At 69.2% G+C, this 549-nt stretch carries 1 rRNA gene; it reads right to left on the bottom strand.

Going from position 1 to position 549, the window contains the following annotated elements:
* Positions 1-482 precede the first annotated feature (482 nt).
* Positions 483-549: ribosomal RNA gene (gene rrf, locus EXU48_RS25565) — 5S ribosomal RNA — on the bottom strand; the annotation flags it as partial.

Genomic DNA, 549 nt, shown 5'->3' with positions numbered 1-549 from the left:
CCCCGCTCACCCTCACGAGGCGGACGCGAGTCGTACCGACGCTCACCCTCACGAGGCGGACGCGAGTCGTACCGACGCTCACCGTCCCGAGGCGGCCGAGACGCGGCAGAGCCCCGCTCACCCTCACGAGGCGGACGCGAGTCGTACCGACGCTCACCCTCACGAGGCGGACGCGACTCGGATGGGCGACCGCTGCCCTGCCCGTCGCGCGGCTTCCGATCACGTCGCTCGCCATCACGCGAACGGCCGGCACCCGTGCCCTGGTAGGGCCTGGAACCGGAGCCACCGGGACCGTCACGACGCGATCCACGCGAGCCTGCGTCACCGCCGCTGCGTGGCTTGCGGCCGTCAGCGTCCTCGCCACGGTCAGGTCGCTGGTCAGACATCGTGCTCCTTCATGCCCGTTCAATGGTGCGGTCCAAAAGTACCTGAGAATGCGACAAGGGCCACCCCGGTGTGGGGTGGCCCTTGTCTGAAGTGTTGTCCGGCGGCGTCCTACTCTCCCACGTAGTCTCCCACGCAGTACCATCGGCGCAGAGGGGCTTAGCT

The sequence above is a fragment of the Occultella glacieicola genome (genome assembly GCF_004353825.1).
Lineage (GTDB): Bacteria > Actinomycetota > Actinomycetes > Actinomycetales > Beutenbergiaceae > Occultella > Occultella glacieicola.
The sequence above is the reverse complement of the archived record's forward strand: the minus strand, read 5'-3'. Positions and strand labels throughout refer to the sequence as shown.